This is a genomic window from Streptomyces sp. 1114.5, assembly GCF_003635085.1.
In the GTDB taxonomy this organism is placed as follows: Bacteria; Actinomycetota; Actinomycetes; order Streptomycetales; family Streptomycetaceae; genus Kitasatospora.
Genome location: NZ_RBXE01000004.1, coordinates 51,974 through 78,378 on the forward strand (window position 1 = coordinate 51,974; position 26,405 = coordinate 78,378).

Genomic DNA, 26,405 nt, shown 5'->3' on the forward strand with positions numbered 1-26,405 from the left:
GTACGGGGCCGCGGACTCGCGGGGGCCGTACGGGAGTTCAGGTGGCGGTGCGGGCTCCGCCCGCGCGCAGCAGGGTGTCCAGGGAGTCGATGATCCAGTCCCAGGACTGCCGCGGGTCGACGGCGGTGTGGCTGAAGCCGCCGGCCGCTTCCAGGCTGATGTAGCCGTGGAAGACGCTGCCGAGCATGCGGACCGCGTGGGTCTGTTCGGGCTCGGTGAGGTCGTAGCCGCGCAGGATCGCCCTGGTCATCTGGGCGTGCCGGACGCCCGCACTGGCGGCGGCGGTCTCGGCGTCGAGGCGCAGGCGGGTGGCGTCGTAGCGGCCGGGATGGCGGGCCGCGTAGTCGCGGTAGGCGTCCGCGAAGGCGCCGAGCGCGTCGCGGCCGGCGCGTCCGGCGAGGGCGTCGGCGACGAGGTCGGCGAGTTCCTCCAGGGCGTACAGGGCGATCCGGGTCCTGAGGTCCTGCGAGCTCTTGACGTGGGAGTAGAGGCTGGCGGTCTGGATGCCGAGGCGCCGGGCCAGAGCGGCGGCGGTGACCTGCTCGAATCCGACCTCGTCGGCGAGCTCGGCGCCTGCGGCGACCACGCGTTCGACGGTCAGGCCTGCCCGTGCCATGTGCTTCCTCCCGTACCGGTGTGCTGCGGCACCGGCGCTGTCACGCCGGTGCGCTACATCCAGTATGGGATTACCTAAATGGTTTAGGCAAATGGGAAAGCACTATCGGACCACCCGGCGTTCGGCCGTCCGGCGGTGCGGTCGAACGGCCGAACGGCCTCAGCGGCACAGGGTGGCGAAGCCGTACCCGCGCGCCTTGAGGGTGGAGATGATCGCCGGCAGCGCCGCCACCGTCTGACTGCGGTCACCGCCGCCGTCGTGCAGCAGGATCACCGACCCCGGGCGGACGCCGTTCAGCACCCGCGACCGGATGGTGGCCGTCCCCGGCCGGGACCAGTCCGCCGGGTCCACCGACCAGAGCACCACCTGCTTGCCGAGCGCCGCCGCGTGCGAGCGCACCGTGCCGTTGACCGCGCCGTACGGCGGGCGCAGGCAGTTCGGGGTGCGGCCGGTGCTGGCGCGGATCGCCCGGTCCGTGTTCGCCACTTGCGCGTCCAGGGCGGCGCCGGAGAGCCTGCGCAGGTCGGGGTGCGACCAGGAGTGGTTCTGCACGCTGTGGCCCTGGCGGGCGACCTGCGCGGTGAGCAAGGGATGGGCCTCGACGTTCTGCCCGATCTCGAAGAAGGTCGCCTGCACCCCGTAACGGGCCAGCGTCGCCAGGACCTTGGGCGTGTAGGCGGGGCTCGGGCCGTCGTCGAAGGTGAGGTAGACGACCTTGCCACCCGCCCCGCCGGCCGCCTCCGCCGGTGCCGCGGGCAGCGAGACCGCCGCTCCCGCCGCCAGGGCGACGGCGAGCGCGCCGACCGCCGTCCGGAGCCCTCCAACTGCCCTGCGCCTGCCGGTTCGTACGGACATGCCTGCCCCCTCGCGGGTCGGGACTGCGGTACACCGGCCAGTCTGCTCCGACGACTTGGCCGCCGCGACCCGCCGGGCGGCGGAGGCGGGCCGATTCGGCCAGCCATCCGGCGGGTTGACCGGACACCGCGAAGGGGCTTCCGCGCCGCCCTGCGCACCGCCCCCGGCCCGACGTCGTGGTGGCCCTGACCGACGGTCAGACCCCGTGGCCGTCCGCCCCACCGCCCTGCCGCACGGTCGTCGGCCTCTTCCCCCGCCCCGGCCACCACGACGAGGGCGCCGCGGAGGACCCGGACTACCGGCCGGAATCGCCGCCGGAGTGGGCCCGGGTGGTCACCATCGGATGAGCGGGTGGCCGACCGCCCGGGGCCCTTCTCCGGGCGTTGTCAGTCCCTCCTTGTACTGTCGATCGCACACGACGGCAAGAACGGCACGTTCGACACGGGGGCACGACACATGATCAGGACCGATCCGGAGACACCCGACCTCTTCCTCACCCCGGTCGACGAGGTCTTCGTCCGCAACCACCTCGGACCGCACCCGCGGCTCGACCGCGCGACCTGGTCGCTCACCGTCGAGGGCCTGGTGGAACGGCCGCTGCGGCTGGACTTCCCAGCCGTCCAGGCCCTGCCGCAGATCCGCCTCACGGCCGTCCACGAGTGCTTCGGCAACCCGCTGCGCCCCACCGTGCCGACCCGTGCCGTCACCAACCTGGAGTGGGCCGGAGTCCCGCTCGCCGCCGTGCTGGAGCTCGCCGGCCCGCTCCCGCAGGCCCGGCACGTCTGGCTGGAGGGTGCGGACACGGGGGACTTCGCGGGCGAGAGCGGCCTGAGCTACCTCAAGGACCTGCCACTCGACCAGGCGAGCAGCGAGGTCGTCCTCGCCCACACCATGAACGGCGAGCCGCTGCGCCCCGACCACGGCTACCCGCTGCGGGCGGTGGCGCCCCGGATGTTCGGCACCAACTCGGTCAAGTGGCTGAGCCGGATCGTGCTGGCCGCCGACCGCCCCGACCACGTCTTCACCACCCGCCTCTACACCCGCGTCCTGCCCGGCGAGTACGAGGCGCGGCCGGTCCGCGAGAAGGACGTCAGCAGCAAGCTGCTCACCCCGGGCGACGGAAGCTCCGTCCCGGCCGGCAGCTGCGAACTGGCCGGCTACGCCTGGAGCTCCACCGAGGTGACGTCGGTCGAGATCGCCGTGGACGACGCCGACTGGCAGCCTGCCACCCTGGACCGGCGCGGCCCGGACCCGGCCTGGCAGCGCTTCCGCCTCCGCCACGACCTCGCCCCGGGCCCGCACCGCATCCGCTGCCGGGCGACCGACTCCGCCGGCCGCGTCCAGCCGCTCACCGGCGACCGGAACGCCGTCCACGAGATCCACCTCCTCGCCGAGCCGAGCGCGATACCGGGTGGGCACTGACCACGGGACGGGCGAGTACCCGGCCGGCAGCTGCGGCAGCCGGGCGGAGGGGTCCGGTGGACGGCGGACCCCTCCGCCCGGCGCGGGTCGGCTCGGGTCGGTTCAGCCGACCATGGCCGCCAGGACGGTGCGCCAGTCCTCGCCCGGTTCGGGGGTGAGCGGGCCGGCCAGGGTCTCGGACCGGTAGCGCCAGGGGCGGCGCAGTTCCTGTTCGGCGCCGGGGCCGACGCTCAGCGGGCTGGCGGAGCCGAGCAGCCGGACCAGTTCGGCCGTGAACTCCGCCCAGGGCACGTGTCCGCTCACCGCGTTGACGATCCGCCCGGCCGCCGGGTGGTCCGGTACGGCGCAGGCCGCGAGCGCGCGGGCCAGGGCCGCGGCGTGAACCCAGGAGGCGCCGTACCAGGCCCCCTCGGAGACCTCCGGCAGGCCGATCGGCCGGCCGGCCAGCGCGGCCTGGTAGAGGTCGCCGGTGGGGCCCCAGCGGAGCTGGTCGCGCAGCCGGTGGTGCGGGCCCCAGACGATCGGGGCGCGGACGGCGGTGACCGGCCCACGGCCGGGGCCACGGCCGGCGGCCTCGAACAGCATCCGCTCGCAGTCCAGCTTGGCCTGCCCGTACGGGGTGACCGCCGGACCGCTCGGTCCGCCCTCGGGGACCTCGGTGTCCGCCGGTCGGCCGTACGCGTCGATGCTGCTGACGAAGACGAACGGCCCGCCCCGCCAGCCGTCGAGCAGCGTGCGCATCGCGGCGAGGTCGGTGGCGTGGTCGGTGAAGGTGCAGGCGGAGTGGATGACGGCGTCCACGTCCTGCACTGCGCGCCGCAGGCTGTCCGGGTCGGCGAGGTCGCCTTCCGCCAGTTCGGCGCCGTTCAGGGCGGGCAGGTGCGCCGACTCGGGCCGGACCAGGACGCGGACCGGCCGGCCCTGGGCCATCAGTTCCTGCAGGACGGCCGCTCCAACGCCGCCGGTGGCCCCGGTGAGCAGCACGGTGCCGGTGCGGGTGCCGCCGCGGGCGTGGGTGCGCGGGTGGGCGCCGGTGCGGGAGACGGCGGCGCGGCGCTCGTCCTCGCGGGTGGCGAGCAGGGCGGCGAGGGCGCGCGGGGTGCGCCGCTCCAGGACGTCGAGGCCGGTGAGCGGCAGTCCGATCCGGGTGCGCAGGCGTTCGGCGAGCTGGACGGCGATCAGGGAGTGGCCGCCGAGGGCGAAGAAGTCGCCGTCGGCGGGCGGTGTGGTGCCCAGCAGTTCGCCGAAGGCCTCCCGGACGGTGTCCACCGGACCGCTCGGCGGATTTCCGCCCCCGTGCGCCGCGGCGCCGGGCAGCCGGCCGTGGTCGGGGGTGCCGTCGGGGTGCCGGGGGATCCGGTCCACCAGCGTGACCGCGTCCGGGAGTTCGGTGGCCGGGAGGCGACGGCGCAGGGCGGCCCGCAGCTGGGCACCGTTCGGGGCGACGGGTCCGCGCACCACCGCGTAGGCGAGCGGCGGGCCGTCGGCGGTTTCGACCACGGCTGCCTCGATCACGCCCGGCTCGGCCGACAGGCCCTCCACCACCGGGTGCCGGGCGGCGACCAGCAGGCTTCCGGGCAGCTCCGAGATCCGCTGCTCCGGGTCGGCGGCCACGGCCGTGAGCAGGGCGGCGAAGGCGTCGAGCAGCTGCCCGGCGGTGGTCACGTCCAGCGTGTCCCGGTCGTGCTGGACCAGGCAGCGCGGCTCCGGGCCGTCCTCCAGGAGCAGCGCCAGCCCGAACTTGGCGAGCCCCAGGTCGAGTTCCACGTTCTCGGAGTCGAGGCCGGGCAGCGTGAGCGGCGCGACGGGATGGACGAGGTCGCAGGTGACCGAGAGCAGCGGGGTGCCGTCCGCGCCGCGGGCAGTCGCGCCGAGCCGCTCGACCACCAGGTCGAAGGGCACCTCGTGGTGCTGCTGCGCGTCGAGCAGCCGGCCGCGCACGTCCGCCAGCAGTTCGGCGAACGATGCGTCCTCGGCCGAATCGACGCGTACCGCAAGGGTGTTGACCGCGAGGCCGACGGTGCGCCGCAGTTCGGGCCGGGCGCGGTGGCCGCTGGCGCAGCCGAGGACGAGGTCGCTCTGCCCGCAGGCCGTCCGCAGGGTGGCGAACGCGGCGGCCAGCACGACGGTGAACAGTGTGGCGCCGTGCCGGGCGCCGAGGCTGCGCAGGCCGGCCACCACGGCGGGGTCCAGCGGGGCGGCGTGCAGCGCCGCCCGGCGTTCGCGGGCGCCGGGCGGGACGGGGCGCAGCAGCGCCGGCGGGCGGGCGCCGGCCAGTCGGGCGGCGAGGGTGTCGGCGGCAGCCGTGAGTTCGGGGTCGCGGGCGCGTTCCCGGCGGGCGTACTCGGCGTACGGCGGTCCGGACGGCGCGAGTTGCGGCTCGGCGCCGTCGCGTGCGGCGGCGTAGAGCGCGGCGAGGTCGGCGGCCAGGACGGGCAGGGATCCGCCGTCGACGGCGATGTGATGGATCGTCAGCACCAGCGTGTGGTCCTCCGGGCCGCGCCGCAGCAGCAGGGCGCGCAGCACCGGCCCGGCGGCGAGGTCGAAGGGGCGGGCGGCTTCGGCGGTGAGCCGTTCGGTGGCCGCCTGGTCCGTCTCGGCGTCCAGGACCGGCAGCGGCACCGGGGCGGCCGGGACGGTCTGCTGGTACGGCTGTCCGTCGCGGCTCGGGTAGCGGGTGCGCAGCACGGCGTGCCGCTCGGTGAGCGCGGTGATCGCGGCGGCGAGCGCGGCGTGGTCGAGCGGGCCGCGCAGGCGGGTGGCGATCGGGACGTTGTAGAGGGCGCCGCCCTGGCCGAGGTGGTCCATCAGCCACATCCGCTGCTGGGCGTGGGAGAGCGGGGCCGGGCCGTCGGGCGCGGCCGGGTGCTCGGGCGGCGCGGCGACGGCGGCGCCCCGGCGGCTGCGGGCGCGGCGCAGCAGGTCGGCCTGGTCGACGGCGGTCATCGGGCGCCCTCCGGGCGGTCGTGGCCACCCGGACCCACAGGTCCGTCCGGTTCCCCGCGCCCGCCCGGGTCGTCGGCGTCACGCAGGGCCTGTTCCAGCAGTTCTGCCTGCCGGGCGACGGTGGGGTGGGCGAGGAAGTCGGCGAGCGACAGGTCGACCCCGAGGTCCTGGCACAGGTCGTCGACGACCCACATGGCGAGCAGTGAGTGCCCGCCCTCGGCGAGGAAGTCGGCGGCGGGGTCGGTGATCGGGCGTTCCAGGGCGCGGCTCCAGGCCTCGGCGACGACCTGCTGGATCGGGCTGAGCGTGCCGGCCGTGGCGGGGTGCGGGGCGATCGCGTCGGCGACTGCACCGTCGAGGGTCGCGCCGGCGGCGGCCAGTGCCCGTCGGTCCGCCTTGCCGCTGGTGGTCAGCGGCAGTGCGTCGAGGACGGTCCAGGCGGTGGGCACCAGGTGGGCGGGCAGCCGCTCGGCGAGCCGGTCGCGCAGGGTCTCGACGGCCGGGGTGGCGCCTTCGGCGAGGACGAGGCAGGCGGTGAGGACGGCGTCGGCCTGTCCGGCCCGGCGGACCACGACCACGGCCTCGGCGACCTCGGGGAGTTGCAGCAGCGCGTGCTCGATCTCGCCGGGTTCGATCCGGAAGCCGCGCACCTTGACCTGATCGTCCGTCCGGCCGTGGAACTCCAGCGTGCCGTCCGGCAGTTGGCGGACCAGGTCGCCGCTGCGGTAGGCCCGGCCGGTGCCCGGCAGCTCGCGGAAGCGTTCGGCGGTCAGTTCGGGCCGGTTGAGGTAGCCGAGGGCCAGGCGCTCCCCCGCGATCCACAGTTCGCCGACCGTGCCCGCCGGCACCGGAGCGAGCTGCTCGTCCAGGACCAGCACGCGGGCTCCGCCGAACGGCCGGCCGATCGGGATCGGGCCGGTGCAGTCGGCCTGGGTGACCCGGTGCAGGGTGGTGAAGGTGGTGGCCTCGGTCGGCCCGTAGACGTTGACCAGTTCGAGCCAGGGGAAGGCCCGCAGGACCGCGCCCGCGTGCTCGGGCGCCAGCACCTCGCCGCCGACGGCCAGGGTGCGCAGCACCCCGAAGATCCGCGACTGACGGGCGGCCAGGTGGTGGAAGAGGGCGCTGGTGAGCATCAGGGTGGTGACGCCGAACCGTTCGACGTCGCGGACGAGCTCCTCGGCGGTGGGCCGGTCGGCCGGGGAGATGGCGACGGCGGCGCCGCGGGCCAGCGGGGCCCACAGCTCGAAGGTGGAGGCGTCGAAGGTGACGGCGGAGTGGAAGAGCACCCGGTCGCGCGGGCCGACCGCGATGGCGTCCGGGGCGGTGACCAGGTCGGTCACGGCGCCGTGCGGAACGAGCACGCCCTTGGCCCGGCCGGTGGAGCCGGAGGTGTAGAAGACCAGGGCGGGCGCGGCCGGGTCGGCGGCGTCGGGTGCCACCGGCCCGGTCTCGTCGGTGCCCTGCTCGGTCAGGACGAGGGTCTGCTCCTCGGTCAGTCCGGCCTCGGCGAGCAGGGCCTTGTCGCCGAGGACGAGCCGGGCGCCGGCGTCCGAGGTCATCTCGGCGATCCGCGGTCGCGGGTAGGCCGGGTCCAGCGGGAGGACGTGGCCGCCGGCCCGCCAGATCGCGAGCTGGGCGACGACCAGGCGGGTGGAGCGGGCGCAGAGCAGGCCGACGGCGCTGCCGGGGCCGATCCCCCGGGCGGTCAGGACGGCGGCCAACCGCCCGGCGGCGTCGAGGAGTTCGCGGTAGGTGAGGACGGTGGCGCCGTCGGTCACGGCGAGCGCGTCGGGCTGCTGTTCGGCCTGCCGGGCGATCAGCGCGGGCAGGGTTGCCGGGGGCATGGCTGCGGTGGGCGCGGCTGCAGTGGGCAGGCTCGCGGTGGGCACGGCTGCAGCGGGCTGCGTCGTGCCGGGCGGGGCGGCACCGGGCTGGGTCGCGGTGAGCCGGGTCGCGGTGGTCATGGCGTTCGTTCCCTTCCGGGCGCCCCGGCGGTGTGGGCCGGGGCGCCGTGCTGAGGAGGTGCGGGCTGGGGCAGGACACGCCCCACGTCAGGCGGTCGTGGTCAGGGCGTCGACCCGCTCCTCGACCAGTCGGGCGAGGGCCCGCAGGTCCGGCTGGCGCAGTACGAGGGGCGCGCGCAGCCGGATCCCGTACTCGCTCTGCAGCGCTTCCAGCAGCCGGGCGGCGGCGAGCGAATTGCCGCCCGAGGCCAGGAAGTTGTCCGTGGGCCCGAGGTCGGCGCGGCCGATCAGCTCGCGGCAGAGCTTGAGTACGGTGCGCTCGACCGGGGTGTCGCCGTCCTCCCCCGCGGGCTGCGGCGGCGCGGCGGCGAGCAGCGCGGCGCGGTCCACCTTGCCGTTGGCGTCCAGCGGGTAGCGGTCCACCAGCCGGACGGCCGAGGGCACCGCCTGCTCGGGCAGCCAGGGCCGGACGGCGTCGAGCAGTCGCGCCGGGTCGGCGCCTGCGTCGACGCCGCCGCCCTCGCCGCCGCCCTCGCCCGAGACGCCGCCCTCGTCCGAGCCGTCGAGCTGGACGAAGGCGAGCAGCCGGACGCCGCCGGCCGGCGCCTGCTCGGCGGCGACCACCGCCCGGCGCACCCGCGGGTCGCGCTCGAACGCGGCCTCGACCTCGCCGGGTTCGATCCGTACGCCGCTGATCTTGACCTGGTCGTCCAGCCGGCCCTGGAACTCCAGCAGCCCGTCGGCGCGCATGAGGACCCGGTCGCCGGTGCGGTAGACCCGGTCGGTGCCGTCGACGCCCTCGGGCGCGCCGACGAAGCGGCGGGCGGTCAGCTCCGGGTCGAGGTACCCGGCGGCCAGGCCCCGGCCGCCGATCCGCAGCTCGCCGGGGACGCCGCGCGGCACCGGTCGGCCGTCCTGGTCGGTGACCAGCACGATCGCGCCGGGGATGGGCCGTCCGATCGGCGGGGCGCCGGCCCCGTGGTCGCCGCCGGGGGCCATGGTGTGCACGGTGGTGACGACGGTGGCCTCGGCCGGGCCGTAGGCGTTGTGGACGGTCGCGGTGACGTCGGGCCCGGGGGCGCGGCGCAGCCGGTCGCCGCCGATCATGAGGTGGCGCAGTGCCAGCCCGGTGGGCCAGGGCTTTCCGAGGACGGGCTCGGCGAGCGGGGTGGGCAGCACGGACACGGTGATGCCGGCCTCGCGCCACCAGTCGGTGAGCGCGCCGGTGTCCCAGCGGACGGCCTCGGGGGCGACGACCAGGGCGGCGCCGGCGGTGAGGGGGGCCCACAGGTCCTGCAGGTGCGGGTCGAAGGCGACCCCGATCAGCAGGCTGTGCCGCGAGCCGGGGCCGAGGCCGGTCAGTTCGCGGTACCAGTGCAGCAGGGCGCCGAGCGCGGGTTCGGTGACGGCGACGGCCTTCGGGGTGCCGGTGGAGCCGGAGGTGAGCACCGCGTAGTGGGTGCCGGCCGGGACGCGCACCTGCTCGCCGGGGGTGAGGGCGGCGACCACGCCCCCGGTGGGCAGGTCCAGCGGCAGGCGCTCGCCGCCCGGCGGCAGCAGGTCGGGTGCGCCGACCAGGCAGACCGGGCGGAGCTGCTCGGCGACGGCCCGCAGCCGGCGCTCGCCGGGGCGCGGGCCGAGTGGCAGGTGGACGGCGCCGAGCTTGGCGGCGGCCAGGGTGACGGCCACCAGTGACACCGAGTGGCCGAGGCAGACGCCGAGCAGGTCGCCGGGGCCGACCTTGCCGCGCAGGGTCCGGGCGACGCTGTCGGCGAGGCGGTCGAGTTCGGCGTAGCTGTGGACGTGCTCGCCGTCGATCAGGGCGGGGGCGTCCGGGGTGCGGTGCACCCAGGTGGTGAAGAGGTCGAGGACTGCGCCGTCCCGGTGCGGACGGCCGTACCCGATGCTGAGGGCTTCCATCGTGGTCTCCAGGGTTCGTGGTGTTCCGTCAGGTCCGCCGGTTCCCGTCACCGGGTTCACTTCCGGCCGGTGAGGGCGCGGGCCTGGTCGGCCAGGACGGCGTGCCGGAACAGGGTGCGCAGCGGCGGGCGGCTGCCGAGGTGCGGTTCCAGGTGGGCGGCGAGCTGGGCGGCGAGCAGGGAGTGGCCGCCGACCTCGAAGAAGTGGGAGTCGGCGGTGAAGCGGTCGTGGCCGAGGACCTGGCGCCAGGCGGCGGCGATCAGCTCCTGGCCGGGGTCGGCGAAGGCGCTCCGCTCCTCGGCGGTCTCCTCGCCCGCGGCCGTCTCGGCGCTCGCGTCCGCCAGCCGGGTGAGCGCGGCACGGTCGGGCTTGCCGCCGGGCAGGGTGGGCATCGCCGGGACGGCCGTCCAGCTCGCCGGGACGAGTCCGCCGGGCAGTCGGCGGGCGAGCGCGTCGTGCAGGGCGGCCTGGTCGGGGCGCTCGGCTCCTTCCAGGAAGCCGACCAGGCGGGGGCCGGTCCGCGGGTCGGTGTGCAGCACCACGGCGCAGGAGCGGCCGCCGAGTTCGGCGGAGGCCGCGGCCTCGATCTCCTCCAACTCGATCCGGTGGCCGCGGAGTTTGACCTGGTTGTCGGCGCGGCCGAGGAAGCGCAGCCGCCCGTTCAGGTCGCGGTAGCCGCGGTCGCCGGTGCGGTAGACGCGGGCGCCGCCGAGTGCGGGGACGGTGACGAAGCGGGAGGCGGTCGGGTCCGGCAGGCCCAGGTAGCCCTCGGCCACCATGGCTCCGCCGACGGCGAGTTCGCCGACGCAGCCGGCCGGCAGCGGGTGCAGCGTCTCGTCCAGGACGTACGTGCGCACGCCGTCGAGTTCGGTGCCGAGCGGGATCTCGCCGTCCTCGGCGACATCGGCGGCGGTCACCTCGTGGACGGTGGAGGTGACGGTGGCCTCGGTGACGCCGTAGGCGTTCAGCACGGTGGTGGCCCCGGTGAGCCCGGCGAGCGCCCGGGCGGGCAGGCGCTCGCCGCCGAGGACGAGCAGCCGGGGTGTCCAGCGGCCGTCGCGCAGCGCCTCGCGCAGGTCCTCGCGGACGGCGAGCAGGTAGCTGGTCGGCAGGTTGGCGACGGTGACGCCGCGGGCGGCCAGGACGGCCACCAGCTCGGGACCGGTGGGCACTTCGCGCTGCGGCACGACCAGGGCGGCCCCGGCGGCGAGCGCGGGCAGCACCTCCTCCAGCGCCACGTCGAAGGACGGCCGGGCGAACAGCAGCACCCGGTCGGCGGGGGTGAGTGCGTAGCGGGCGGCGATCGCGGCGACGTATCCGGCGAGGGCCGAGCGGCCGACCAGGACGGGCTTGGGCACGCCGGTGGAGCCGGAGGTGTGGATCAGGTAGGCGGCGCCGTCCAGGGTGGCGGCGGGCTCGGCCTGCGGGAAGGCGGGGCCGTCCAGCAGGGCCGGGGTGACGGCCCCGGCGGGCAGCGCGAGCGCGCTCTGCCGGGTGGCCAGTACCAGGGCGGGGCGCAGGCGCTCCAGCAGCAGTGCGAGCCGGGCGGCCGGGTCCTCGCCGGACAGCGGCGCGTAGACGGCGCCGTGGCGCAGGCAGGCGAGCAATGCGACCACGCTGTCCGCGCCGCGCGGCAGCACGGTGGCCACCGGCTGGCCGGGCGCGACCCCGGCGGCGCGCAGCCGTTCGACCAACTCGGTGACGCGGCGGTCGAGTTCGCCGTAGCTGATCCGTTCGGTGCCGGCCAGCAGGGCGAGCGCGGTCGGGTCGTGGGCGGCGGCCGGGTCGAGCAGGGCGGGGGCGGGCGTTTCGGTGGCGGGGGCGTCGGCGGGCGGTACGGCGTCGCCCGCGGGGGCCAGCGCGGCGATCGGCGCCTGCGGGCGGTCCAGGTAGCAGCGCAGCAGCTCCAGCAGCCGCTCGGACAGCAGCACCGCCTCGGACTCGCCGAACAGGTCGGCGTCGTAGTCCCAGACCAGGGTCATCCCGGCGGCGCCGTGCTTCCGGCCGACCACCCGGCGGTCGTCGGGCAGCAGCACCAGGTCGAGGTCGAAGCGGGTGGTGCCGGTGTTGAAGCCCTCGTACAGCGAGACCTCCAGCCCGGGCGCCTGGACGTCCGGCAGTGCCGCGTCGTGTGCGCTGAACATGACGTTGAACAGCGGGTTGTCGGCGCCGCCGGTGTGCAGGCCGAGGCGGCGGGTCAACTCCTGTACCGGCAGGTCCTGGTGGGGCAGCGCGCGAAGCAGGACGTCGGTCGCCTCGTCCACGGCCTCGGTCCCGGAGACCGCCGGGTCGAGCCGCAGGCGCAGCGGCACGGTGTTCACGAACATGCCGACGGTGCCCTCGTAGCCCTCGGGCCGGTTGCCGACGGCGGTGCCGATCACCAGCTCGCGGTGCCCGCCGTGCCGGCGCAGCAGCTCGGCGAACAGGGCGAGCAGGGTGCTGAACGGGGTGTGGCCGTCCGCGGTGCTGCGCTCGCGCAGCCGCGTGGCCAGGTCGGCGCCGATCGCCTGGCGCAGCTGCCCGCCGTGGTGGCGGCGCTCGGTGCCGGGCCGGGCCAGCCCGGGCAGCGTGACCTCGCGCGGCGCGTCGGCCAACTCCCGGGTCCAGAAGTCGAGTCCGCGGTCCCGCGGGAGGTCGGCGGCGGCGCGCGCGTGCTCCTCGTACGAAGGGGCGACGGGCAGCTCGTACGACTCGCCGAGGACCTGGGCGCGGTAGACGGTGAACAGGTCGCGCAGCAGGATCGCGAAGGAGTGGCCGTCGTGGACGAGGTGGTGCTCGACGTGGATCAGCCGGTGGTGGTCCTCGGCGATCCGGACCAGGTGCCAGCGCAGCAGTGGCGCCCGTTCGGTGTCCAGCGGCTCCGCGGCCTCGGCGGCGAGCAGTCGGCGGAAGGCGGCCTCCGGGTCGGCCTCGGCGCCGAAGTCGCTGTGGCGCAGCTCCGGTTGGCAGTTCTCGGCGACCCGCTGGCCGGGCAGGCCCTCCGCGCTGGGTACCAACTCCAGCCGCAGGCCCGGGTGGTGGGCCAGGACGGCGGCCAGTCCGGTGTGCAGCGCCTCGCGGTCGAGGGTGCCCCACAGGTCGAGGACGGCGGTGAAGTTGTAGGCGCGGCTGCCCGGCAGCATCTGTTCGTGCAGCCAGACGATCTCCTGTGACGGAGAGAGTGCGAACATGGACGGCTCCCTTGTGTGGTGGGCTTGTCGGCACCGCGGTGGCCGGTGGCGGGCGTGGGGTGGTCCCGCTCCGTCCGGTGGGGCCGGACCGGCACCCGGGGTGCGGGTGCGGCCGGGAAGGTGCTGGATCCGGAAGGGCGGATCCGGTGGGGGAGTTCTGGCCTGCGGGCTCGGGCGTGGCGGGTGAGGCATCAGGGCTCGGCTGCCGTGGCTCCCACGTCCCGTTCAGGGCAGGCCGGTTCAGGCGTCGGCCGGCAGCCGTTCCGCGCCGTGCAGGTGGTGCCGCAGCAGGACGAGGAGCTCGCCGAAGGCCGCGTGGGCGTCGTCCTCGGGGAAGCGGTCGCTGTCCCAGGCGAGCCGGATCAGCAGGTCGTCGCCGTGTTCGGCGGAGACGGCGAGCGGCGCGGCGAGCGGGCGCCCGGCCAGGTGGGTCTCCCGGCCGGGGACGCCGCCGAGCACCAGCGGCGGGCGGCGCTGCAGGTCCTCCAGGGAGAGCATGGCGTCCAGCGAACCCGTCCACGGCGCGCCCGCGGTGCGGGCGGCACGGACCACCTCGTCGAACGGCGTGCCGGCATGGTCGAGGTCGTCCCACCAGGCGTCGGCGAGGGCGTCCAGGTCGGTCGCGGTGGCCGAAACGGCCGGGTGGACCAGGGTGTTGAGGAAGCAGCCGAGTGCGGCGGGCGCCCCGGGCGGTCGGCCGCCCCACGGGTAGCCGAGCGCGAGCGCCCCTCCCCCGGCCTCTGGCGGGCGCGAGCCGGATGCCCGGTACAGCCGGTGCGCGACGGCCCCGACGGCGTCCAGCAGGGCCGGGAAGACGGCGCCGCGGGCGGCGGCCCCGACGGCGGGCAGCCGCTCGGTGAGCATTCCGGTGGACGTGGCCGCACCGCCGCCCGCACCGGCCAGTCCGGCGAGCCGGCGCCCCCAGTGGGCCTGCGCGGCGGGTCCCCCGGCGGCGTCCTCGGCGGCGAGCTGGAGTTCGACGGCCTGCCGGTAGTCGGCCAGCGCCTGCGGGTCGGGCCCGGCCGCGGGCGGTGGCGTCCCGTCCTGGCGGTACGCCTCGCTCAGTTCGGCCGTGAGCACCCCGAACGACTGCTCGTCACCGGCCGCGTGGTCCAGCGCGACGGCCAGCAACTCCTCGTCACCGTCCGGATCCTGGGCCACCAGCAGGCGCAGTGCGGGCCCGTCGAGGGGCCAGTCGAGCAGGGCCCGGCGCAGGGCCTCGCGGGCCGAGCCGCCGGGTGCGGTTCCGATCCGGGCAGCGTCGATCCGGGCGACCTCGACCGAGGGGCCGCCGACCCGTAGGACCGGTGTGCCGCGTACGGTCGCGAAGCCCCCGCACAGCGCCGGGTGGCGGGCAGCGACGGTGGCGGCGGCGCGGGCCAGCCGGTCCTGGTCGAGGGTGCCGCGCGGGTAGGCGAACAGCAGCGGAACGATGTCGGACCGGCTCTGCGGGGTGAGCCTGCGGGTGATCAGGAAGCGCCGCTGGGCGCCGGTCAGCGGCAGCAGCTCCACCGGGGAGTCGGCGGCGGCGGCGCGGTACCGGGCGAGGTAGGCGGCGGTGATGCTGGCGTGCACGGGAACGGTCTCCGGTTTCCGGTCGCGGCTCGGCAGGTCTGGGTCGGCGAGGCGGTGGCTCGCCGAGGCGGTGGCTCGGTCCCGGCCTGGGCCGGTCAGGCGGTGCTTCGGTCAGGCGGTGCTTCGGTCAGGCGGTGCTTCGGTCAGGAGGCGGTTCGGTCAGGAGGCGGTGGGACGCGCAGCAGGCTCCTCGGTGGTGGCGACGCCCTCCCCGGCAGCGGCGGCCGCGCCCCCGGCGTCCGGTGCGCCACCGCCCGGCGCCCTGCCGCCCGACCCGCCGTCGAGCGGCAGGTCGCGCATCCGGCGCAGCGGGGACAGCAGCAGCGGCACCGGTACGAGCAGGAACCCGGCCGCGCAGAGCCAGAGCGCGGCGCGCGGTCCGGCCGCGTCGGCGACGAGCCCGCCGCCCAGGGCGCCGATCGGCATGGTGCCCCACACCAGGAAGCGCATGGTGGCGTTCATCCGGCCGAGCAGCTCCGGCGGGCAGACGCTCTGCCGGAAGCTCACCTGGGCGACGTTGTAGGCCACCGCGCCGAACAGCACCACCCCGGAGGCGAGGCCGAACAGCACCACGCCCGCGCCGCCGCCGGACAGCGGCCACAGCACCGCGAACGGCGCCGTCACCACCGTGGACAGCCAGATCAGCCGGGCCTGCCCGACCCACCGCGCCAGGTGCCCGGCGCACAGCGCGCCGGCCAGCCCGCCGAGGGCGGAGGCCGAGAGCAGCACGCCGATGGTGCCCGGCTCCAGGTCGAGGACCCGGACCCAGAACACCGTCTGCACGGCCATCAGGACGGCGGCGAACAGGTTGGAGACGGCGGTGGCAGTGGCGATCGCCCGCAGCAGCGGGTGGCCCAGGACGAAGCGCACGCCCGCCGCCACCTCGGCGCGCAGCGAGCGCCCGGGCTCCGGTTCCGGCCGCGGCTCGTCAACCCGGATCCGGGCGAGCAGCAGTGCGGAGGCCAGGTACCCGCAGGCGTCGGCCACGATGGCGAGCGGCGCGCCGAGCAGCTGGACCAGCCCGCCGCCGAGGCCCGGCCCGGCGATCTGGGCGGAGGAGCGGACCGTCTCCAGCGCCCCGTTGCCGCCGACCAGTTGCTCGCGCGGCAGGACGGCGGGCAGGAAGGACTGGTGGGCGACGTCGAAGAACACCGTCGCCACTCCGGTGACCAGCGCCACCAGGTAGAGCTGCGGCATGGTCAGCACGCCGAGCGCCGCCGCCGGCGGGATCGATCCCACGGCGAGGCAGCGCACCAGGTCGGCCCGGATCAGCACCGGCAGCTTGCGCATCCGGTCCAGCCAGGCGCCGGCCGGCAGGCCGACCAGCAGGAAGGCGGCGGTCTCGGCGGCGGTCAGCAGTCCGACCTCGAACGGGGTGGCGTCCAGCACCACCACCGCCGCCAACGGCAACGCGACGAGGGTGACCTGACTGCCCGTCTGGGCGGTGGCGGCACCGGTCAGCAGGAGCCGGAAGTCGCGGTGGCCGAGCAGACGGGCCTGGCGGGGGCGAGGCAAATCGTTCATTGGTGCGACTCTCGGTCACCTCTTCTACACAGAGCAAACACCGGGTCCGTTTCCGGACGAGCCGCAGCTCGGCCGGATCCCGCCCCTTGGCCGACCGGCTCTTCTGCCTCCTTCACGGCCCCTTATGGACCACTCGCACCGCCCGCGAAGCCCATCGACCGAGGCGGCGACCCGTCGGACGGCCGTCCACGGCACCTCGGGCGCCGCCGGGGTGGTCCGTCCATCTCGCCGTCCGCTATTCGGACAGGTGCTTTCCGGCCACCGGACGACGGCGGTCAACTTGGCCGGATCGCACGAGGCGCCACGGCGCCGTCACCCCATCGTGATATCGGCACGATGGATGGCGACCGTCGAATGGAACCCCGACCGCCCGCTTCACCCCTTCAATCGCTCGCCGCCGAGCTCCCCCACCTTCAATCAGCCGACCGGCGGGTGATCGCGAGCACCGCCATATCGTCGTCCCGCGGCCCGCCGGTCCACCGCTCGACATCGGCCACCAACGCATCCAGCACCTGCTGCGGGCCGCCGAACGGCCCCTGCGGGCCCAGCCCCGGCACCGGGTCGTAGAACTCCCCCGCGGCGTCCCGGGCCTCGGTCACCCCGTCGGTCACCAGCAGCAGCGTGCACCCGGGCGGGAACGGCCGGCTCTCCGGCTCGGGCCGTGCCACTCCCAGCACGCCCATCATCAGCGGCAGCCCCGGATCCGCCGCATCCAGCCGCCGCACCTTCACTCCGGGGCCGCCCAGCAGGTACGGGCCGGGGTGCCCGCAGTCCAGCGTGCGCACCGTCTCCTCCCCCGGCGGGAACTCCACCAGCAGCGCCGTGATGAACCCCTCCAACCGCAGCTCCTCGCTCAGCCGGTCGACCTCCCGCAGCAGCGAGGCCTCCAGCCCGTCCGCGAGCGCGGCCAGGTCCGCGGCCCGGGAGGAGATCTCCCGGAAGGCCCCGAGCAGCACCGAGACCGCCCCCACCGCCTGCAGCCCCTTGCCCCGCACGTCCGCGATCAGCCCGCGCACGCCGTACGGGGTGACCTGCAGCGCGTACGCGTCACCGCCGATCAGCGCCTCGTCCTGGGCGGCCCGGTAGCAGGCCGCGACCGACAGCCGCCCCACCCGCCCCGGCGGCTCCGGGAGCACCGCGCGCTGCGCCGCCTCGGCCACCGACCGCACCCGTTCCAGGTGCCGCCCGTGCCGGGCCACCACCTGGTTCACCCCGACCCCGATCAGCGCCGTGAAGGCCGTGTTCACCAGCTCCAGGTAGCCGTCGCCGGTCCCGATCGACGCGTCCTGGGTGGACAGCAGCAGGATCCCGGTCACATTGGCCACGCCCACCGCGACGGTGTCCCGCAACCGCAGCAGCGCCCCGGCCAGCACCACGGCGGCCGCCAGCAGCGGATCACCCCAGTAGTCGGCCGGATCCAGCGCGTTCCACACCAGCCCGCCGACGATCAGCAACCACGGCGCGACCCGCACGTACGGCGGCCACTGCACGGACCTCGGGGCCATCGGCGACCTGGCTTCCGTCTCCCGACCATCCGGAAGGGCTTGTTCCGATCCCTCCGATCGTAGCCACGGGCGCCCGCGACCCGCATGGCGGCCGCCCCGGGGCCGTCGGCGGATACCGCCACACCGGAGCACCGGGCGAACCGGAGCACCGGGCACACCAGGCACACCTGCTCGCCAGGCGGGTCCCACGAATAATCCACAACCCCTCCCTAACCGATCATGTACGCTGCTCGCGCATTCGAACTATGGGGAACCTGTTCGACGTTTGACAGAAATGTGGGGGGATCGGTGCGCAATCGCCGACTTGTGATTCCTGCTGCCCTCGTGGCGGCCGGTGTTGTGCTCACGCCCGGGGTGGCCCAGGCTTCCGGCCCGGCGCCCGCGGCCCCCACCGGCCAGGGTGCGGCCGCGGGCGGCACCGTCGCCGGGACGGACGCGGCCCGGAAGCTTCCGGGCAAGACCTTCAGCAGCCCCGCCGACCGTACGGTGCTCGCGCCGAAGTCCGGCGAGCGCGCCGGGGTGGCGGCTCCGGCACCGGGTGCCAAGAGTGCCCAGGGTGTACAGGGTTCCCGGGAGGCGCAGGGCACCCAGGGTGCCCAGGGGGCGCAGAGCGCGGCCAACAGCATCACGATCGGCCTGTACGCCACGACCGTCAACGCGCACGGCGTGGATCTGCAGACCATCGTCATCCCGAGCATCAACTCCACCCTCGACGTCACCATCTCCTGGGGCGACGGCACCTCGGACACCTTCTCCGCCACCCTCAACGGCTTCGCCTCCGACCTGCGCAACACCAGGCACACCTACGCCGCGGTCGGCTCGTACGACATCAAGGTCACGGCGAAGGACGCCGCGAACGCCGTCGAGGCCGTGAACCAGGTCCAGTTCGTCACCGCGGGCGCCGAGTTCACCCCGCACACGCCCACCCGGCTGCTGGACAGCCGCGCGGGCATCGGCACCGCCCAGGGCCAGGTGGCCGCCCGCGGCACGGTGGCCCTGAAGGTCGCGGGCGCCGGCAAGGTCCCCGCCGGGGTCTCCGCGGTGGTCCTCAACGTCACCGTCACCAACACCACCGGCCCCGGCCACGTCTCGGTGCAGCCCGCGAAGGACCTCGCCGAGACCGCCGAGACCTCGAACCTCAACTACGTGGCCGGCCAGACCGTCCCGAACCTGGTGGTCGCGGCCGTCAGCGCCGACGGGTACGTGTACCTGTTCAACGCGGGCTGGCAGCCGGTCGACCTGATCGCGGACGTCACCGGCTACTTCGCGCCGTCGACCGCCAGCGGCTACCAGTCGGTGCCCCAGGTGCGCGCCGTCGACACCCGCGCGGGCATCGGGGTCTCCCAGGGCCAGCTCGACGGGCAGTCGAGCCTCGACGTCCAGATCGCCGGCACCAACCGCGTGCCGCAGGGCATCACCGCCGTGGCGCTCAACCTGACGGCCACCAACCCGCAGCAGGACGGCCACCTGACCGCCTACCCCAGCGGGCAGGCCGCGCCGACCACGTCCAACCTGAACTTCACCGCCGACCAGACGGTCGCCAACGCGGTGATCGTGCCGGTCGGCCCGGACGGCAGGATCACGGTGCGCAACGGCAGTTGGCGCCCGACGGACGTGGTGGTCGACGTCGTCGGCTACTACACCCCGGACAGCCGCTCCGCCCTCGTGTCGGCCCGGGTGCCGTTCCGGATCATCGACAGCCGCAAGGACAGCTGGGGCCGCACGGCCGGCCCGATCCCGGCCCGCGGCTTCCTCGCGCTGAGCCTCGAAGGCGACGTCACCACCCCCGAGGTCGACGGCTGGGTGCTGAACACCACCGTCACCAACACCAGCGGGCCGGGCTTCCTGTCGGTCGACCCCGACCCGAACCTCTGGTCCGCCTACAAGAACGGCACCGCGGACATTCCGCAGCGCCCGGTCTCCTCGACGCTGAACTGGACGGCCGGCGCGACCGTCCCGAACGTCGCGCAGACCTCCGGCGGCAAGGGCGGCATCGTCGACCTGTGGAACCAGGGCTGGCAGGACATCGACCTGATGGTCGACCTGCTCGGCTACTACGAGTCGAAGTGACCCACCCGGGCACGTGAAGCAGGGGCGGTGTTCCGTACGGAGCACCGCCCCATGCCGTTCCCCCGCCCGGATCCTCCCTCAGCCCCGCGTGAACCGCGCTGCGCCCGAGCCCGCCAGCAGTCCGGCTGGCACCCGGCGGCCGTAGGCGACCAGCAGCAGGTGCTCCGCCCGGCCCTCGACGAGCAGCGGCCCCTTCCCGTACGACCACTCGGTGTCGCTCGCCCGCAGGCGGACGCCGTCCAGGCGCACCCCGAAGAACCGCAGCGTGCGGGCGGAGACCTCGGCCAGCAGGGCGGCGGTCCGGGCGGTCGGCAGCCGCGGCGGCAGCCCGAGCGGGACGGTGATGTCGAGGCCGTGGACCGCGTCATGGGCGAGGGCGGCGATCCGGCCGCCCACCGGCGGGCGCCACGGGTGGTCGGCGTGCTCGGCGAGGGCCGCAGCGAGTTCACGCTCGGTGAAGACGGCGGCGTCGCGGCGGGCGAGCCGGTCGGCCATCCGGTGGACGTGGCCGCCCGAGCGGGCGAGTTCGAGCACCATGGCCGCCGTGGAACGCCGGAACCCGCTGCCCATGTGGGCCGCCACCTCCCGCACGCGCCAACCCCCGCACAGCGTCGGCGAGTTCCACTGCTCGGGGGTGAAGTCGGCGAAAACCTCTGCCAGTTCGCGGCGCTCGGCTGCGATCTGTTCGCGGATCCAGCCGATCCGCCCGGTTTCCTGGCTCCCGGTTTCCTGGCTCCCGGTGTCCTGGCTCCCGGTGTCCTGGTTCTGCGGCGCGGTTTCCTGTGCCGTGGATTCCTGTGGTGCGGGTTCCTGTGGTGCGATTTCCATGCCTCCAGCCTGCGGCCGGAGCCGTACACCCGTCCAAGACCGGGAATTTCTGCCGTCTATAATCGACAGTTATGGAACTGCGGCAGCTCCAGTACTTCGTCACCGTCGCCCAGCACGGCAGCTTCACCCGGGCCGCGCAGCTGCTGCACCTGAGCCAACCCGGGGTGAGCGCCCAGATCCGGCAGCTGGAACGGGAGCTGGGGCACCGGCTGCTCGACCGCTCCAGCCGAACCGTACGGCTGACCCCGGCCGGAGAGGCCGTCCTGCCGCACGCGCAGGCCGCACTCGCCGCCGCCGAGGCGGCCCGCAGGACGGCCCAGGAGTTCGGCGGGCTGCAGCGCGGGCACGTACGGCTGGGCATGGTCGCCGGTGCCGCGCTCACCCCACCGTCCGAACTGGGCACCTTCCCCGGACTCGCCACCACCCTCGCCGCATTCCGGCAGGAGCACCCCGGCATCGACTTCGCGCTGACCGAGGACACCACCGCCCGGATGCTCGCCGCGCTGCGCGACGGGCACCTGGACCTCGCGGTGATCGGCCTGCCCACGGCCGCGAGCGGGCGCGAGGACGACGACGGCTGGACGACGCTGGCCGGGCTCGCCCTGCACACCGTGCTGGAAGTCCCGCTGTTCGCGGCCTGCCCCGAGCAGCACCCGCTCGCGGCCGTCGCCACCGATGCACACCCGGGTGCCGCGCTCCCGGTCGATGCCCTGCCGGTGGATGCCCTCCCGGTCGCGGCGCTGGACGGGCACGACCTGGTGAGCACCCCGCGCGGCACCGGCATGCGCACCGCACTGGAACGCGCCCTCGCCGAGGCCGGGGCGCACCCGGCCATCGGCGTCGAGGCGGCCGCGCCACCGCAGCTGGCCGAACTCGCCGCGCACGGAATGGGCGTGGCCGTCCTGCCGGACCCGGGCGCCGTCCCCGGACTCCGGATCCGCCCGCTGACGGACCCCGTTCCGACGGTACGGATCGCACTGGCCTGGCCGGACGGACGGCCCGCCTCGCCGCCGACCGCCGCCCTGCTCTCCCACCTGCGGACGGCCTACCCGGGGCCGGCAGGGCCTCAGGCCGCCGACGTGGCCAGTTCGGCCGCCGCGGCCACGCCGTCGGCGATGTGCAGCAGCGCGGCCGCGCCGTCGACGACCTCCCGGTCGAGCGGGAAGTAGCCCTGCTGCGGCGTGGTGTCGGTACGGGTGCTGGTACGACCGTCGGTCGGCAGCGCCGGAGCGGTCAACTCCCAGAGGGAGCCGAGCCGTTGCAGGGCCGCCTCGTAGGTGTCCGGCGCGGGTTCGGCCAGCCCGATCGCCGCGCTGCGCCCGAGGCTCCCTACGACGAAGGCGTACCGCTCGCCCAGCAGGGCGCCGACGATCCGACCCGCGCTGCTCCACCCGCAGTCCAACTTCCCCTGCGCCCAGGCGCTCGGAGTCAGCCGCAGGTGCTGGTTGTGCGAGAAGACCAGGGTCGGCCCGCGCCGGGCCTCGACGTCGCGGATGTCGAGCAGGTTCTGCGCCATGAGCGCGTCCCGCACGCCGAGCAGACCGCTCAACCTGGTGCTCGGATCCAGCCCCCGGATCGCCGCCTGCGCGTGGTAGCGCAGCAGGCCGATGCCGGCGGTCAGCCGGGTCCGTGCCTCCTGCCACGCGGCGAGCGAAGTCGCCTCGATCGCCTCCGCCGCGCCCGCGTGGAGTCGGAGCAGCAGGTCGTCGGCGAGGCAGCGCAGCCTCACCGCCTCCGCGGTGGCGCCGGGCGACTGTGCCGGGTCCAGCACCGCCTCCGCCCGGCTCCAGCGCTCGTCCTCGCCCGCCGGGCCCGCGACGTCGAGGTCGAGACCGAGGCCGAGGCTGAGGTCGAGACCGACGTCGAGCTGCAGGAAGTCGCGGGCGTGTTCGAGGTAGCGGCGCGGGCTCGGGGCACTGTAGGTCTCGGTCGGAATGTCGAAGCCGTGGAAGGCCAGCCGCTCCCCGGACGGGCGGCCGCGGTTGAACTCGCGCATCCAGGCGACGAGTTCGCGATTGGCCTGGTGCTCCCCGAAGCCGTGCGAGAAGCCCTCGCCCATCGCCGCCTCCAGCGTGCCCACGCCCTCCCGGACGTAGGCGTCCACGGCGAGCGCGGCCACGCGGTCCGTTTCGAGTGCGATCGACCGGAAGCCCCGGTCGACCAGCCGGGCGAACAGTCGGTTGCGCACCAGCCCGAAGGCCGGCTCCTGGTGGGTCGGCTCGCCGAGCCCCAGCAGCTCGCACGAGGGGGTGATGAAGTCATGAAGGTCCTGGCTCATGGACCTCAAGCGTATCCTTGAAAGAACGGTTGAGACTTTTCCCGGCCTTCTCCCTGCCAGCCTGGCCACCAGCGCCAGAAGCCTCAAACGGGCCCGAACGGAAGACGACCATGCGCCCCTCCGATCTCGCGCGCGAACACGGCATCTCGACCCAGGCGGTCCGCAACTACGAACGCGACGGCTGCCTCCCGCCCGCCGCACGCACCCCGACCGGCTACCGGATCTACACCGAGCTGCACGCAGCCGCGCTGCGCGCCTTCCTCGCCCTCGTCCCGGCGTACGGGCACGCGACCGCCGGCGCGGTGATGACCAGCGTCCACGCCGGACGACTCGACGAGGCACTGACCGCCCTCGACCGCGGCCACGCCCGACTGCTGCGCGACCGGGAGACCTTGGCCTCCGTCCGCGAAGCCGTCGACCACCTCACCGCCACACCGCTCTCCGGGGCCACCGCCCCGCCTGCCCTGCCCGCCCTGCCAGCCCCGCCAGCCCCGCTCAGCATCGGCGAACTCGCACACCGGCTCGACGTCACCCCCGCAACCCTGCGCGCCTGGGAGGCCGCAGGCATCCTCGACCCCGTTCGCGACGGTGCCACCGGCCACCGCGTCTACCACCCGGTCGACGTCCGCGACGCCGAACTCGCCCACCTGCTCCGGCGGGGCGGCTACCTGCTGGAGCACATCGCCACCGTCATCCGACAGATCCGCACGGCCGGCGGCACGGGCGAGCTCGCCGCCGCCCTGGACGGCTGGCACCAACGCCTCACCGACCGGGGCCTCGCCATGCTCACCGCCGCCGCCCGCCTCGGCGACTACCTCGCCCTGCGCCGACCGGAAGCCCGCTGAGCGCGAATCCGGCGCCTCCTCGAAAACAGGACGGACGGTTTCTGTCACCGTCGGCGCGAAGCGACACCGCCCCCGACTCCGACCCCGACCCCGCCCCCGGCGGCCTCCGCGTCCCGGACGGCCGCCAGCTCGGCGGCCACCCGGCTGCCCCGGTCCGCTCCGAGGTCGAGCGTGACCAGTACGCCGGGCACGGCGATGCTCGGCATCAGATGCCGGTACAGCACGGCGATTCGGCGCTCCAGGTCCGCCCGGCCGGACAACCGGTGGGACTGGACCTGCACGCCCGTCCAGGCCGCGGTCGCCAGCCAGGCCGTCTCGGCGGGCACCACCTGGGGCAGCAGTTCACCGCGTCGGCGGGCCGCGACCAGCAGGCTCTCGGCCCGCTGGATCCACCCGGACGCGGCGCCGCCGCCGAAGCCACCGAGCGCGTCCTGACCGAGGGCGAGCCGCGCGCCCGCGCTCAACAGCGGGTCACGCGGCAGGAGATGGGCGACGACCATCCCGAGGTCCACGAACTCCTGGAGCTTGCACTGCCGTTCGGGGATCTCGTCCCGGCCGAACCGTTCCGCCACGACCCCGCGGGCGAGCTCGCGCTTCGATGCGAAGTGGAAGTACACCGCGCCGCGGGTCACTCCCGCCCGGGCCACCACCTCACCGATCGTCGCGCCCTCGTACCCGCGCTCGTCGAAGACCGTCGCCGCCGCCTCCAGGATCAGCCGACGTGTCCGGACCGCCCGCTCCTGCCGCGCCACCCCCACCACCCCACCCCCGCGCCCGGCAAACAAACCAAACACCCCGTATCGTACTCGCCGCCTTTTTGCGAGGCCGTTTCCCACGGCGTCCGCGGCGTCCGCGGCTGTCGCGGCACGCCGGTGGCGACGATGCCGGACGCAGCGTCAACTGTCCTTGCGGTCCGGGCCCTTCATCCGTCCGAGCGAGCGGTCCGGCAGGGTGAGGAGGAACAGCAGCCCCGCACCGCCGAGCATGAACAGTGCGAGGTGGTGCAGCCCGATCGTGGTGGCACCGTGCGGGAAGAACGCGGCGTTCGCGGCGGAGGCCGCCATCGCGCCGAGGTACATGAACGTGCGCAACAACCCGGCCGCGGAGGCGATCGAGACCGGATCCGCCTGGTGGTACAGGGAGGTCTGGGTGCCGAGGCCGATCAGCCCCTGGGAGACTCCGGCCGGTACGGCGACCACGATCAGCAGCACCAACGGGCTGCCGGCGTCCACCAGCAGCAGCGCCGCACAGGCCGCGATCTGCACGGCGGACCCGACCAGCAGCTTGGCGCGCACGGCCGCACTGCGGCCGGTGAGGCCGGACACCGCGAGGGCGGTGAGCGAGAGCGGCAGCAGGACCAGCCCGGCGGAGACGGCCGACAGGCCGCGCCCCTCCTCCAGCCACTGGGTGTAGCCGTAGAGGAAGGCGTAGATCGCCGTGTAGCCGAGGAGTTGGCGCAGATAGGTGGCGACCAGCGGGCGGTTCCGGGTGAGCGCCCGCAGGTCGATGAAGGGGGTGGGGGCTCGCAACTCGCGGACGGCGAAGCCGATGGCAGCCGACACGGCCAGGGCCGGCAGGTACCAGAGCGTCGGACTCGGCTTCATCAGGAACAGCATCAACGCCAACAGCAGCACGGCGAACAGGGCGATCCCGACGTGGTCGAGGCGATCGGGCCGGTCGCGGTGTTCAGGGCGGTCGAGGCGGTCGGGGCGGTCGGGGTCGGGGTCGGGGTCGGCCGACCCGTCGGGGCTCGGCGCGGCGGTGGGCAGGCGGGCGGCGCCGAGCGCCAGGCAGGCCAGCGCGAGCGGAACGTTGACGGCGAAGACGGTCCGCCAACCGCCCGCGCCGATCAGCAGGCCGCCGAGGGTAGGGCCGACCACGGCGACGGTCTGGTTGGCGACGGCCAGTACGGTCAGCACCCCGGTGGGGCTGGACCTCCCGGTCCGCTCGGCCTCGCTGCGGGTCAGGTGCATCGCGGCCGGGTAGGCCGCCGAGGTGCCCAGCCCGAGCAGCACCCGGGCGGCGATCAGCAGCCCGAGCGAGGGGGCGAGCGCGCCGAGCAGGCCGGCGATGCCGACCAGGGCCGTCCCGGCGAGGTAGAGCCGGCGCGGCCCGTAGGTGTCCACCAGCCGCCCGATCACCGGCTGGCCGACGGCGGTGGCCAGGTAGAGCGCGGTGACCAGCCAGGCGGTCTCGGCGGGCGGCGCACCGAAGGCCGCGCCCACGGGCACCAGCGCCACCGCGATCATCGACGAGTTGATCGGGTTGAGCACCGAGCCGAGCACCATCGGGGCGATCAGCCGACGGTTGAACCCGTCGTCGGGGGCGGGCCGTCGGCGGGTGGCCCTCCGGCCCGACCCCAGCCGGGCCGGCCGGGCTTCCGGGCCGCTCATAGCCGGCTCAGCCGGTCCATCAGGGCCAGCCCGGCCAGCATGGTGGTGCGTTCGGACTCGGTGAAGTGTTCCGCCAGGGCCCGGGTCAGCCACTCCTCCCGCGCCTGACGGCTGTCCGCGATCCGGGCCAGCCCGACCTCGGTGAGGCTGACCAGCTGGCGGCGCCCGTCCTCGGGATCGGGTCGGCGTCCCACCAGGCCGCCCTGTTCGAGGGCGGCGAGGGTAGCGGCCATGGACTGCGGACGGACTCGCTCGGCCGCGGCCAGCGTGCTGGCGGAGGCCGGGCCGTCGTTGATCAGCCGGCTGAGCACGGCGGCCTGGGAGGGCGTGAGGTCGCTGGTCCCGCTCGCTTCCCGCAGGGTGCGGCGCAGCCGGCTGAAGACGGCGCGCAGCTCGCGGGCGGCGAGGACCGCGGAGTCGGGGGTGGTTCGGTTCTCGGTCACGATTCCACGGTAATTTCATCAGTCTGAACTGTCCAGTCTGAACTGAAGGTT

Annotated in this window: 19 protein-coding genes; 5 read left to right on the forward strand and 14 right to left on the reverse strand. The window is 75.2% G+C overall.

Going from position 1 to position 26,405, the window contains the following annotated elements; translation table 11 throughout:
* Nucleotides 1–37 precede the first annotated feature (37 nt).
* Together BX285_RS35345 and BX285_RS35350 are read right to left on the reverse strand one after the other, a co-directional pair.
* The gene (locus BX285_RS35345) at nucleotides 38–616 is read right to left on the reverse strand and encodes a TetR/AcrR family transcriptional regulator (protein WP_121179619.1); all 579 of its coding nucleotides are present in this window, start codon (nucleotides 614–616) and stop codon (nucleotides 38–40) included.
* 159 nt (nucleotides 617–775) lie between these two features.
* On the reverse strand, nucleotides 776–1,471 hold the full coding sequence (locus BX285_RS35350; RefSeq protein WP_121179620.1) for a polysaccharide deacetylase family protein: 696 nt from the start codon (nucleotides 1,469–1,471) through the stop codon (nucleotides 776–778).
* A 179-nt stretch (nucleotides 1,472–1,650) separates the two neighbouring features.
* Between BX285_RS35350 and BX285_RS35355 the strand changes: the two genes are divergently transcribed.
* Both BX285_RS35355 and BX285_RS35360 read left to right on the forward strand, forming a co-directional pair.
* Nucleotides 1,651–1,818, forward strand: coding sequence for a hypothetical protein (locus tag BX285_RS35355; protein WP_398901881.1), 168 nt, complete (start codon nucleotides 1,651–1,653; stop codon nucleotides 1,816–1,818).
* A gap of 109 nt (nucleotides 1,819–1,927) precedes the next feature.
* Nucleotides 1,928–2,893 carry a molybdopterin-dependent oxidoreductase gene (locus BX285_RS35360; RefSeq protein WP_121179621.1) on the forward strand — a complete coding sequence of 322 codons (966 nt, stop codon included), beginning with the start codon at nucleotides 1,928–1,930 and terminating at the stop codon, nucleotides 2,891–2,893.
* Nucleotides 2,894–2,995: 102 nt separating this feature from the next.
* On the opposite strand, the gene BX285_RS39420 is transcribed toward BX285_RS35360, so the two are convergent.
* The 7 genes from BX285_RS39420 to BX285_RS35395 all read right to left on the reverse strand — a co-directional run bounded on the left by BX285_RS39420 (nucleotide 2,996) and on the right by BX285_RS35395 (nucleotide 17,497).
* Nucleotides 2,996–5,839 carry a condensation domain-containing protein gene (locus tag BX285_RS39420; RefSeq protein ID WP_121179622.1) on the reverse strand — a complete coding sequence of 948 codons (2,844 nt, stop codon included), beginning with the start codon at nucleotides 5,837–5,839 and terminating at the stop codon, nucleotides 2,996–2,998.
* A complete protein-coding gene (locus BX285_RS35370) occupies nucleotides 5,836–7,803 on the reverse strand; it encodes a non-ribosomal peptide synthetase (protein ID WP_121179623.1) in 1,968 nt (655 codons plus the stop codon). Before BX285_RS35370 ends, BX285_RS39420 begins: the two co-directional genes overlap by 4 nt.
* 87 nt (nucleotides 7,804–7,890) lie before the next feature.
* Nucleotides 7,891–9,723, reverse strand: a complete 1,833-nt coding sequence (locus BX285_RS35375; protein WP_121179624.1) for an amino acid adenylation domain-containing protein — start codon at nucleotides 9,721–9,723, stop codon at nucleotides 7,891–7,893.
* Between the two features lie 56 nt (nucleotides 9,724–9,779).
* Nucleotides 9,780–12,893 carry a non-ribosomal peptide synthetase gene (locus BX285_RS35380; protein ID WP_121179625.1) on the reverse strand — a complete coding sequence of 1,038 codons (3,114 nt, stop codon included), beginning with the start codon at nucleotides 12,891–12,893 and terminating at the stop codon, nucleotides 9,780–9,782.
* A gap of 240 nt (nucleotides 12,894–13,133) precedes the next feature.
* Nucleotides 13,134–14,468 carry a non-ribosomal peptide synthetase gene (locus BX285_RS35385; RefSeq protein WP_097234568.1) on the reverse strand — a complete coding sequence of 445 codons (1,335 nt, stop codon included), beginning with the start codon at nucleotides 14,466–14,468 and terminating at the stop codon, nucleotides 13,134–13,136.
* Between the two features lie 159 nt (nucleotides 14,469–14,627).
* Entirely contained in the window at nucleotides 14,628–15,992 is a 1,365-nt protein-coding gene (locus BX285_RS35390) for an MFS transporter (protein ID WP_097234569.1), read from the reverse strand.
* 413 nt (nucleotides 15,993–16,405) lie between these two features.
* On the reverse strand, nucleotides 16,406–17,497 hold the full coding sequence (locus BX285_RS35395) for a PP2C family protein-serine/threonine phosphatase (RefSeq protein WP_097234570.1): 1,092 nt from the start codon (nucleotides 17,495–17,497) through the stop codon (nucleotides 16,406–16,408).
* A 324-nt stretch (nucleotides 17,498–17,821) separates the two neighbouring features.
* On the opposite strand from BX285_RS35395, the gene BX285_RS35400 reads away from it, so the two are divergent.
* Nucleotides 17,822–19,567 carry a PKD domain-containing protein gene (locus tag BX285_RS35400; protein ID WP_147465300.1) on the forward strand — a complete coding sequence of 582 codons (1,746 nt, stop codon included), beginning with the start codon at nucleotides 17,822–17,824 and terminating at the stop codon, nucleotides 19,565–19,567.
* 78 nt (nucleotides 19,568–19,645) lie between these two features.
* Here the strand turns inward: BX285_RS35400 and BX285_RS35405 are convergent, their stop codons facing one another.
* Nucleotides 19,646–20,395, reverse strand: coding sequence for a maleylpyruvate isomerase family mycothiol-dependent enzyme (locus tag BX285_RS35405; RefSeq protein ID WP_121179627.1), 750 nt, complete (start codon nucleotides 20,393–20,395; stop codon nucleotides 19,646–19,648).
* Between the two features lie 71 nt (nucleotides 20,396–20,466).
* Between BX285_RS35405 and BX285_RS35410 the strand changes: the two genes are divergently transcribed.
* The gene (locus BX285_RS35410; protein ID WP_121179628.1) at nucleotides 20,467–21,564 is read left to right on the forward strand and encodes a LysR family transcriptional regulator; all 1,098 of its coding nucleotides are present in this window, start codon (nucleotides 20,467–20,469) and stop codon (nucleotides 21,562–21,564) included.
* On the opposite strand, the gene BX285_RS35415 is transcribed toward BX285_RS35410, so the two are convergent.
* Nucleotides 21,462–22,673 carry an erythromycin esterase family protein gene (locus tag BX285_RS35415; protein WP_121179629.1) on the reverse strand — a complete coding sequence of 404 codons (1,212 nt, stop codon included), beginning with the start codon at nucleotides 22,671–22,673 and terminating at the stop codon, nucleotides 21,462–21,464. The genes BX285_RS35410 and BX285_RS35415 overlap by 103 nt on opposite strands.
* Nucleotides 22,674–22,783: 110 nt before the next feature.
* On the opposite strand from BX285_RS35415, the gene BX285_RS35420 reads away from it, so the two are divergent.
* Nucleotides 22,784–23,518 carry a TioE family transcriptional regulator gene (locus BX285_RS35420; protein ID WP_121179630.1) on the forward strand — a complete coding sequence of 245 codons (735 nt, stop codon included), beginning with the start codon at nucleotides 22,784–22,786 and terminating at the stop codon, nucleotides 23,516–23,518.
* Between the two features lie 44 nt (nucleotides 23,519–23,562).
* Here BX285_RS35420 and BX285_RS35425 read toward each other — a convergent pair whose 3' ends face one another.
* The 3 genes from BX285_RS35425 to BX285_RS35435 all read right to left on the reverse strand — a co-directional run bounded on the left by BX285_RS35425 (nucleotide 23,563) and on the right by BX285_RS35435 (nucleotide 26,354).
* A complete protein-coding gene (locus BX285_RS35425; protein WP_121179631.1) occupies nucleotides 23,563–24,270 on the reverse strand; it encodes a ScbR family autoregulator-binding transcription factor in 708 nt (235 codons plus the stop codon).
* A gap of 144 nt (nucleotides 24,271–24,414) precedes the next feature.
* A complete protein-coding gene (locus tag BX285_RS35430) occupies nucleotides 24,415–25,911 on the reverse strand; it encodes an MFS transporter (RefSeq protein WP_121179632.1) in 1,497 nt (498 codons plus the stop codon).
* Entirely contained in the window at nucleotides 25,908–26,354 is a 447-nt protein-coding gene (locus tag BX285_RS35435; protein ID WP_097234578.1) for a MarR family winged helix-turn-helix transcriptional regulator, read from the reverse strand. Before BX285_RS35435 ends, BX285_RS35430 begins: the two co-directional genes overlap by 4 nt.
* Nucleotides 26,355–26,405: the final 51 nt, after the last annotated feature.